10 protein-coding genes are annotated in these 9,386 nt (G+C 69.5%); 5 read left to right on the forward strand and 5 right to left on the reverse strand.

The annotated features are described in order from the left end of the window. Window positions 1–36: 36 nt before the first annotated feature. Window positions 37–453: a thioredoxin family protein gene (locus tag F7Q96_RS21005; RefSeq protein ID WP_053821491.1), complete on the reverse strand. Its 417-nt coding sequence runs from the start codon at window positions 451–453 to the stop codon at window positions 37–39. Window positions 454–542: 89 nt separating this feature from the next. Beyond that, complete coding sequence (gene grpE / locus F7Q96_RS21010; protein WP_053821490.1) at window positions 543–1,145, reverse strand: nucleotide exchange factor GrpE; 603 nt, start codon at window positions 1,143–1,145, stop codon at window positions 543–545. A gap of 263 nt (window positions 1,146–1,408) precedes the next feature. On the opposite strand from grpE, the gene F7Q96_RS21015 reads away from it, so the two are divergent. Continuing rightward, window positions 1,409–1,594, forward strand: coding sequence for a hypothetical protein (locus F7Q96_RS21015; protein ID WP_053821489.1), 186 nt, complete (start codon window positions 1,409–1,411; stop codon window positions 1,592–1,594). 13 nt (window positions 1,595–1,607) lie between these two features. Here the strand turns inward: F7Q96_RS21015 and F7Q96_RS21020 are convergent, their stop codons facing one another. From F7Q96_RS21020 to hrcA, 3 genes are all read right to left on the reverse strand, one after another. Beyond that, window positions 1,608–2,003, reverse strand: coding sequence for an RNA-binding S4 domain-containing protein (locus F7Q96_RS21020; RefSeq protein WP_053821488.1), 396 nt, complete (start codon window positions 2,001–2,003; stop codon window positions 1,608–1,610). Next, window positions 2,000–3,115: a ferrochelatase gene (hemH, locus tag F7Q96_RS21025; protein ID WP_053821487.1), complete on the reverse strand. Its 1,116-nt coding sequence runs from the start codon at window positions 3,113–3,115 to the stop codon at window positions 2,000–2,002. Before hemH ends, F7Q96_RS21020 begins: the two co-directional genes overlap by 4 nt. A 64-nt stretch (window positions 3,116–3,179) precedes the next feature. Continuing rightward, window positions 3,180–4,217, reverse strand: a complete 1,038-nt coding sequence (hrcA, locus tag F7Q96_RS21030) for a heat-inducible transcriptional repressor HrcA (protein ID WP_053821486.1) — start codon at window positions 4,215–4,217, stop codon at window positions 3,180–3,182. A gap of 102 nt (window positions 4,218–4,319) precedes the next feature. Here hrcA and F7Q96_RS21035 point away from each other — a divergent pair, with 102 nt between their 5' ends. The 4 genes from F7Q96_RS21035 to F7Q96_RS21050 form a co-directional block, all read left to right on the forward strand. After that, entirely contained in the window at window positions 4,320–5,237 is a 918-nt protein-coding gene (locus F7Q96_RS21035; RefSeq protein WP_053821485.1) for an NAD kinase, read from the forward strand. An 84-nt stretch (window positions 5,238–5,321) separates the two neighbouring features. Continuing rightward, window positions 5,322–7,040: a DNA repair protein RecN gene (recN, locus tag F7Q96_RS21040; protein ID WP_053821484.1), complete on the forward strand. Its 1,719-nt coding sequence runs from the start codon at window positions 5,322–5,324 to the stop codon at window positions 7,038–7,040. 80 nt (window positions 7,041–7,120) lie between these two features. Beyond that, complete coding sequence (locus F7Q96_RS21045) at window positions 7,121–7,600, forward strand: hypothetical protein (protein WP_053821483.1); 480 nt, start codon at window positions 7,121–7,123, stop codon at window positions 7,598–7,600. A 193-nt stretch (window positions 7,601–7,793) separates the two neighbouring features. After that, on the forward strand, window positions 7,794–9,386 hold a 1,593-nt coding region (locus tag F7Q96_RS21050), incomplete at its 3' end, for a S8 family peptidase (RefSeq protein WP_151023242.1).

Below are 9,386 nucleotides of genomic sequence, written 5' to 3' on the forward strand. Positions count from 1 at the left end.
CCGCCGGACCGCGAAGCCGCGGCGGCGGCCGGCCTGTCATCCGGCCAGCGGCTTGCCGCTCGCCTTCAGCCGCGCGTTGGCGACCGCCGCGGAGAACTGTCCGATGCCGTGCCAGCCGGTGGCGCGGCCCAGCTTCTTGCCGCGGTGGAAGAACATGAACACCGGGATGCCGTACAGCCCGAAGCGCCGTCCCAGCGCCGGATGGGTGTAGACGTCGGCATGCAGCCAGTGCAGATCGAGCGCGCGCAGCGGGTCCGGGTTGGCCAGCATGGCCTTCTTGGCCATCTCGCAGTTGTAGCAGTCCTCGCCCCAGAAGAACACGCAGACCAGGTCGTCGCCGGCCGCGGCGAGCGCGTCGTCGATGGTGTCATGATCGACCGCGCGCATGCCGAAGGCCTCGAAGGCGCGGTGATCCGTGTGGGGCGCCGGCGCTGCGCCGAACGGGTAAGGCATCGCATTTCTCCACAAACGAGAACGCCCGGTGCCGAAACGGCGCCGGGCGTGGCTGCGCATCGGTGGCAGGCCGGTCTGCCCGCCGACCCTTACTTCGGCGCAGCCACCGTCACCAATGCGGGCCGCAAGACGCGGTCCGCGATCAGATAGCCGCGCTGCAGCACGGCCACCACCGTGTTGGGTTCCTGATCCGACGGCACCATCGAAATCGCCTGGTGCCGATGCGGGTCGAACTTCTCGCCGACCGGATTCAGCTCGACCATGCGGCCCTTCTCGAAGGCGCTGGCCAGCTGCTTGGCGGTCAGCTCGACGCCCTCGCGCAGCTTGGCGATATCGCCCGATCCATCGGCCAGCGCGGCCTGCAGGCTGTCCATCACCGGCAACAGATGCTCGGCGAAGCTCTCGATGGCGAACTTGTGGGCCTTGGCCACGTCCTCCTGCGCGCGGCGCCGGATGTTCTCGGATTCGGCGACGGCGCGCAGATACAGATCGTAGTTCTCGCGTGCCTTGGCTTCCTGTTCCGCCAACTGTGCGGCCAACTGCGCCGCCGGCTGGTTCGCCACGTCATCCGCGGCGGCGGCAGGCTCGGCCGATTGGTTTGGCGTGGCCGATTGCGCGGCTTGCGCTTCGGCGGCCTGGTCGGCGGGCGAGGTCGGCGGCGTGTTGGATGGCGTTTGCTTCTGGTCTTCCATGTCGATCCGTTTCAGAACAAGTTGCGGCCGCACATGGCGGTCCGCCTGGGGTCAATCGGAATTCAGCTGGCAACTGGTGGCGCCAAGCCGATATTTCAAGAGCGGATGGACATCTGCAACGAAACATCAGCTTACAAACTTAAACCAGTGCTGCGAGAAGTGAAATTGCTTTGCTGCAGTGCAGCTTCTAAGATAAATCCAAAAAAACGACAAAACTGCCGGGGTGCCGTCTCCTATTGCAGTCTTCCTGCGGGGGCAAGGCCATGCGCAAGCTGCCGAAACCGTCCAACAAGACGCCGAAGTTCTCCGTGTTCACGTTGCTGGTGCTGCTTTCGCTGGTGGCGCTGACCGTCTTCATCTGGCTCTCGGACGGACTGGCCCCGCGCGACAGCGTCGCCGGCGGCGCCGATCCGGCGCTGCGCCAATACATCATCCAGTACTCGCGCTGAACGTTTCAGCGGCTTACCCTTTGAAATCGTCGATGCGGCGGCGATCCCGCTTGGTCGGTCGTCCCTGTAGTTGCGACGCTGGCTCCACATGGAGACGCCGCCGCTCGGCTTCGGCGGCACGTCGCGTGCGGCTCTCCTCGGTTTCCTCATAGAGCGTCCGGGCCACGGACGCCGGCCCGCGCGCCGGGGCGATGCCCTTGACCACCAGCTCCCAGCGCTGCTGATGGGCGTCGATGCGCACCGTGTCGCCCGGCTTGACCTCGCGCGAATTCTTGCATGGCTGCCCGTTGACCTCTACGCGGCCGCGTTCGACGGCCTCCGCCGCCAGCGAGCGGGTCTTGAAAAAGCGCGCGCACCACAGCCACTTGTCGATCCGCTGCCGCGCATCGTCTTCATACGACGGATTCATGCCGCGGCCCCCCTTGCCTGCGCCAGCGCGCGCCTCGCTTCCAGTTCGTGCGCATGCGGCAGTCGCAACGGCCAGCCCTGCATATGCTGCAGCGCGATCTCCGACAGCGCGGTGATCCAGAACGGCGCGTCGTTCAGGCACGGAATGAAGTGGAATTCCTTGCCGCCGGCGACCTTGAATTCGGACTGCCCTTCCATCGCGATCTCTTCCAGCGTCTCGATGCAGTCGGCCGGAAAGCCCGGGCAGAACACGTCGACCCGCGCGGTGCCGACCTTGCCCAGCTCGGTCAGCGTCGGTGCCGTATAGGGCTGCAGCCACTCGGCCTTGCCGAAGCGCGACTGGAACGTGACCTGATACTGGCCAGGCTGCAGGCCCAGCGCCTCGCCCAGCATGCGGCCGGTCTTCAGGCATTCGCAGTGATATGGGTCGCCCAGCTCCAGCGTGCGCCGCGGCACGCCGTGGAACGACAGGATCAGCCGGTCGCCGCGCGCGAAATCGGGCGCCCCATGCTGGGCCCAGTAGGCGCCGACCTGCTGATGCAGCGCCCCCAGATAGGCCGGGTGATCGTGGAAATGTTTGACCAGGCGCAACTCGGGCTGATTGCGCCATTCGCCCAGCACGCGGAACAGTTCGTCGAAGGCGGTCGCGGTGGTGGTGCCGGAATACTGGGGATACATCGGCAGCGCCAGGATGCGCTCGCAGCCCTGGCGCCGCAGCGCCTCCATCACCGACGGGATCGACGGGTTGCCGTAGCGCATCGCGCAGGCGACCGTCACGTCGTGGCCCTGCTGCGCCAGCAGCTGCTGCAGCGCATGCGCCTGCCGCTCGGTATGCACCAGCAGCGGCGATCCGGTCCGGTGCGCCTCGCGCAGCCAGATCGATTCGTACTTCAGCGCCGACGCGCGCGAGCGCAGCGGCAGGATCAGCCCGTACAGCACCGGCAACCAGGCGGCGCGCGGAATCTCCACCACGCGCGGATCGGACAGGAACTGCTTCAGGTAGCGTCCGACCGCCTTCGGGGTCGGCTCGTCCGGCGTGCCCAGATTGATCAGCAGGATCGCCGTGCGGGGCGCCTGCCCATGCCGGTAGGCAGGTTCTGCGGTAAATGTCATAGGGATTCCGGTATCGCTGGGGCGCGAAGGCCGCCCTGCGCGTGGCGGCCCGCCCTGGCCGCCATCAGTTCTGGCTGCTCAGCGCGCTCGACAGCAGCCGCGCCGTGATATCGACGATCGGGATCACCCGGTCATAGGCCATCCGCGTCGGGCCGATCACGCCCAGCGTGCCGACGATCTGGCCATCGACCTCGTACGGCGCGGTGATCACCGCCATGTCCTCGAGCGGCACCAGCCGGCTCTCGCCGCCGATGAAGATCTGCACGCCCTCGGCGTGGCTCGACACATCGAGCAGCTGCAGCAGGCTGGTCTTGTGCTCGAACACGTCGAACAGCCGGCGCAGCTTGTCCATGCTCGAGGCCAGGTCCTCGACCTCGAGCAGCTTGCGTTCGCCCGAGATATAGACCTGCTCGTCCTCGTCGGCCATCGCGCTGCTGCCGGCCTCGACCGCGGCCTGCATCAGTTCCGACATGTCGATGCGCAGCGCCTTCAGTTCGTCGCGCAGCCGCTCGCGCACGGTGTCGAAGCGCATGCCGGCGTAATGGGTGTTGATGAAATTGGCGGCCTCGACCAGCTGCGACGCGCTGTAGGGCAGCTCGGTCTGGATGATGCGGTTCTGCACGTCCCCTTCGGGCGTCACGATGATCAACAGGATGCGCTTGTCGGACAGCCGCATGAACTCGATCTGCCGGAACGCCTGCGCGCGGCGGGGGGTCATCACCACGCCGGCGAATTGCGACAGGTTCGACAGCGTGCGCGCGGCCGTCGTGATCATCCGCTGCGGGCTCTGCTCCTGCGCACCGAGTTCGCCCTGGATCAGCCCGGCCAGCTTGGTGCGGTCGAACTGGGTATCGAGCGGCTGGGCCGTCAGCATGGTATCGACGAACAACCGGTAGCCGCGCGGGGTCGGGATGCGCCCCGCCGACGTGTGCGGGCTGGCGATGAAGCCCATCTCCTCCAGGTCCGACATCACGTTGCGGATGGTCGCCGGCGACAGGTCCAGTCCCGAGTACTTCGACAGCGTACGCGAGCCGACCGGCTGCCCTTCGGCGATGTAGCGCTCGATCAGGGTCTTGAGAAGGGTTTTCGCTCGTTCGTCCATGGTGTCCCGATTTTACGCAAGTTTTGCGCGGTGGGGCTCGCTCTGGCACTCGTCCCCCGGGCCGTGCTGACAATGGTCATGGCGGTATGGTCTAATCCGGGCATGTCTGCACACCCCAAGTCCGGCGCCGCGCACGCGCCCTTTCGCACGGTCGCCCTGGTCGGCAGGTATTCGACCGCGGGCATCGAAGGTCCGCTCGAGGAGCTGGCGGCCTGCATCCTGCGCAATGGCCAGGACGTGGTGTTCGAACGCGAGACCGCGCTTGCCACCGGCCTGACGGACTACCCCGCGCTGTCCGCCGAAGAGATCGGCCGCGAGGCCGACGTCGCCGTGGTGCTGGGCGGCGACGGCACGCTGCTCGGCATCGCCCGCCAGCTGGCCGGCTTCTCGGTGCCGCTGATCGGGGTCAACCATGGCCGCCTCGGCTTCATGACGGACATCCCGCTGGAGGATGTGCAATCGGTGCTGCCGGCCATGCTCAGCGGCCACTACGAGCCCGAGAACCGCATGCTGCTCGAATCGCGCGTGATCCGCGACGACGGCGTGATCTTCTCCGCGCTGGCCCTGAACGACGTGGTGGTCAATCGTTCGGGCATCTCCGGCATGGTTGAGCTGGCGGTCTCGGTGGACGGCTACTTCATGTACAACCAGCGTTCCGACGGCCTGATCGTGTCGACGCCGACCGGATCGACGGCGTATGCGCTGTCGGCCGGCGGGCCGATCCTGCATCCGACGCTGTCGGGACTGGTGCTGGTGCCGATCGCCCCGCATGCGCTGTCGAACCGCCCGATCGTGCTGCCGCACGATGCCGAGGTGTCGATCGAGGTGGCCACCGCGCGCGATGCCAGCGTCAATTTCGACATGCAGTCGCTGACCTCGCTGCTGCCCGGCGACCGCATCGTGGTGCGCCGCTCGGCCAAGACCATCAACCTGCTGCACCCGGTCGGCTACAACTACTACGCGACGCTGCGCAAGAAGCTGCACTGGCACGAGTACCCGACCGAAGACAACCGGCTCTGAGCGCAAGCGTCCCGCATCGTCAGCCTCGCCGCCTCAGCCGGTCCCGATCCCTCACCAAGTCACCGCCGCCCTCCGTCTCCCAAGATGCTGCGCAGCCTGTCCATCCGCGATTTCGTCATTGTCGATACGCTCGACCTCGACTTTTCCGCCGGCTTTACCGTGTTCACCGGCGAGACCGGTGCCGGCAAGTCGATCCTGATCGATGCGCTGGCGCTGGTGCTGGGCGAGCGCGCCGATGCCGGCGTGGTGCGCGAGGGCGCCGCGCGCGCCAGCGTCAGCGCCACCTTCTCCACGCACCCCGCGCTGGACGCCTGGCTCAACGAGCAGGCGCTGGCCGAGGACGACGGCAACGTGCTGCTGCGCCGGGTCGTCGACGCCAACGGCCGCAGCAAGGCCTTCATCAACGGCAACGCCGCCACGCTGGCGCAGCTGCGCGAGGTCGGCGACCAGCTGGTCGACATTCACGGACAGCACGCGCACCAGCTGCTGCTGCGGCCGGACGCGCAGCGGCTGCTGCTCGATGCGCATGCCGGCCTGACCGCGCAGTCGGCCGCGGTCGCCGAAGCCTGGCGCACCTGGCGTGCCTGTGTGCGCCAGCGCGAAGCGGTCGAACAGCAGTCGCGCGAGATGCAGCTTGAACGCGAGCGGCTCGAATGGCAGGTCGGCGAGCTCGACAAGCTGGCGCCGCAGCCCGATGAATGGGAGGCGATCCAGGCCGAGCACAAGCGGCTGTCGCATGCGGCCAATCTGCTCGAGGGCGGCCGCGCCGCGCTCGACGCGCTGTCCGAGTCCGACGGCGCGGTGCTGTCCGCGCTCAATGCGATGGTCCATCGGCTGCGCCAGCTCGCCGAGGTCGACCCCGCGCTGGGCGATGTGGTGACCGCGCTCGAAGCGGCCGAGGTGCAGGCCGAGGAAGCGGCCCACTCGCTGACCCGCTACGTCGACCGGCTCGAGCTCGATCCCGAACGGCTGCAGGTGGTCGAGGAGCGGATGCAGGCGCTGCACACCGCGGCGCGCAAGTTCCGCGTGCCGCCCGAACAATTGCCGGAAGAATTGCTGGCGCGCCGCCAGCAGCTGGACGATCTGCAGGCCGCGCAGGACCTGAACAAGATCACCGCGCGCGAGGCCGCGGCCCGCGCCGCCTATCTGACCATTGCGCGCCATCTGAGCGAGAGCCGGCGCGAGGCCGCCGAGCGGCTTTCGGCGGCCGTCACCGAGGCGATGCAGGGCCTGTCGATGGCCGGCGGCAGCTTCACCGTGGCGCTGCACTCGCTCGACGAAGGCGCCAGCCACGGGCTCGAGCAGGTCGAGTTCCTGGTCGCGGGCCATGCGGGGGTCAGCCCCCGGCCGCTGGCCAAGGTCGCATCAGGCGGCGAACTGGCGCGGATCAGCCTGGCGATCTCGGTGATCACCAGCGAGGCCGCGCCGACGCCGACGCTGATCTTCGACGAGGTCGACACCGGCATCGGCGGCGCGGTCGCCGAGGTCGTCGGCCGCCGGCTGCAGGAACTGGGCCGCGCCCGCCAGGTACTGTGCGTGACCCACCTGCCCCAGGTCGCCGCGCAGGCCGGCACCCATCTGCTGGTCAGCAAGGAGACCGTCGGCGATGGCGGCGAGGCCGTGACGCGCTCGCAGATCCGCGTGCTCGACGCCGCCGGCCGCGTGGTCGAGACCGCGCGCATGCTGGGCGGCGCGACGGTGACCGCCACCACGCTGCAACATGCGGAAGAGATGCTGGCGCAGGGCGCGCGCGGCGCGCCGGCGGCCAAGGAAGGCCGCCGCACGCGCCGTGCGGCGAGCTGACGCCGGCGGCGCACGGCCGCGCCGACGCGCCGACGCATCATCGACTCGCAACAACCAATCGCACCGACACAGGAAACCCCATGCTCTTCGCCAAGCCGCCCTCGACCCTCGACGACCCGGCCGCCACGACCGGCGCCGCTGGCCTGGCGCGCCGCCCGGTCAGCCGTACCACGCGCCGGCTGACGCTGGCGGTGGCGCTGTGCGGCCTGGCGCTGGCCGCCGCCTGCAGCTCGAAGCCGGCCATGCCGCCGCCGGGCAGCATCACCGACGACCGCGCGGTTGGCGACATCCTGGTCCGCTTCACGCCGCCGGCCGTCGATACCTCGCTGCAGGCCGGCGAACTGCTGGCGCAGGCCAAGGGACCGATCCGCTTCGTGGTCAAGCGCCCGATGTCCGGCGGCACCTGGCTGGTGACCGCGATCTCGCCGTCGCCTGAGGCCACCATCGAGCAGGCGGTCAGCACGCTGCGCGCGCTGCCGCGGATCGAAGCGGCCGAGGCGGACCGCCGCCTGACGCCGAGCCGGCCCAAGCCAACCGGGCGCGACATGCCGGCGAACTGAAGGCGCGGCGCCGGCGGCCGTTAACCGATCGGGAAGCGGATCGAGGCAAGCGAACCGCCCCGAACGCCACCCCGATAGCGTGCGCTGTCGGACTGCCGCCGATTGCCCGACCGCATTCCCCTGACTATCGTTTAGCCACATGCCCGCGAGCGCCGGCCGCTGCACCCCGGCTTCGCCCTTCCCGGAGGTGTTCATGCCGCGTTCGATTCCGCCCGTCGCCCTGCGTCTGGTCCTGGCCGCCGCCGTCTCGGCGGGCGCCCTGCTGCCCCCCTCGGCCGCGATGGCCGCCCCGAATCCGGACGCCCGTCCGGCACCGGTCTACAGCGGCAACATCATCGTCCGCTGGAAGGATGCCCCGGCCGGCAGCGCGCTGATGCCGGCCGAGGCCGCCGCCGAACAGGTGCGCAAGGTGGCCGAGCAGACCGGCATCGGGCTGACCGTCAAGCGGCAGATGGGCGGCAACCTGGCGCTGCTCGGCGTGCCGGCCGGCAAGGGTGCCGATCCCGAGGCGGTGGCCGCGCAGCTGCGCCAGGATCCGCGCGTGGCGGACGCGGTGCCGGACCGCTGGCTGCGGCCGCACGACACGGTGCCGAACGATCCCGAATTCGCCATCAACCAGCCGTATCTGGGCTCGCCTTCGCTGGTGACCGGTGCCGCCAACCTGCCCGCCGCCTGGGATCGTTCGCGCGGCAACGAAGGCCTGGTGATCGCGGTGGTCGATACCGGCGTGCTGCGGCACCCGGACCTGGCCTCGCGTCTGGTGGCAGGCTATGACTTCATCGCCGACCCGCAGTATTCGCAGGACGGCGACGGCCGCGACGGCGATCCGACCGACGCCGGCGACTTCGTGCCGCAGGGCTTCGCCTGTCCCGGCATGCCGGCCGCGCGGGATCTTCGCCCCAGCACCTGGCATGGCACCCGCGTCGCCAGCGTGCTCGGTGCGATCACCAACAATGGCCAGGATGTCGCCGGCGTCGACTGGAATGCCCGCATCCAGCCGCTGCGCGTCTCCGGCCGCTGCGGCGCGCTGCTGTCCGATACCGTCGACGCGATGCGCTGGGCCGGCGGCCTGCCGGTGCCGAACGTGCCGAACAACCCCACGCCGGCGCGGGTCGTCAATATCAGCCTCGGGGCCGGCAGTTGCAGCACCTTCGAACAGCAGGCCGTCGATGAACTGGCCGCGCGCGGCGTCGTCGTGGTGGCCGCCGCCGGCAACAGCGCGGGCGCGGTCGAAGCGCCGGCCGACTGCCGTGGCGTGATCGCGGTCACTGCCCATGTCGACGACGGCGAAAACGCCAGCTATGCCAACGTCGGCCCGCAGATCGCAATCAGCGCCCCGGGCGGCGGCTGCCCCAACAGCAAGGTGTCCAACAACACCTGTCTGGTGCCGCCGTCGACGATCCGCACGCTGACCAACGACGGCGAAACCACCGCGCGCAACTACACGCTGGTGAACTCGCAGGGCACCAGCTTCGCCGCACCGATGGTGTCGGGCGTCGCCTCGCTGATGCTGGCCGTCAACGGCAACCTGACCAGCGCGCAGGTGACCGAACTGCTCAAGAGCAGCGCGCGTCCGCATCCGGCCAATACCTATTGCACGACCGGCAATAACGCCGCCAATTGCGGCGCGGGGCTGCTCGACGCGAATCGCGCGCTCGCCGCGGCCGCGGGTGCACCGATTCCCCCGGCGCCGCCCCCTGCCGCCAACGGCGCGGGTGGCGGCGGCGACGGTGGCGGCGGCGGTGCCGTGCCGCTGTGGAGCGGCGCGGCGCTGGCGCTGGCCGGC

Origin of the sequence: Cupriavidus gilardii, assembly GCF_008801915.1 — a bacterium.
In the GTDB taxonomy this organism is placed as follows: Bacteria; Pseudomonadota; Gammaproteobacteria; order Burkholderiales; family Burkholderiaceae; genus Cupriavidus; species Cupriavidus gilardii.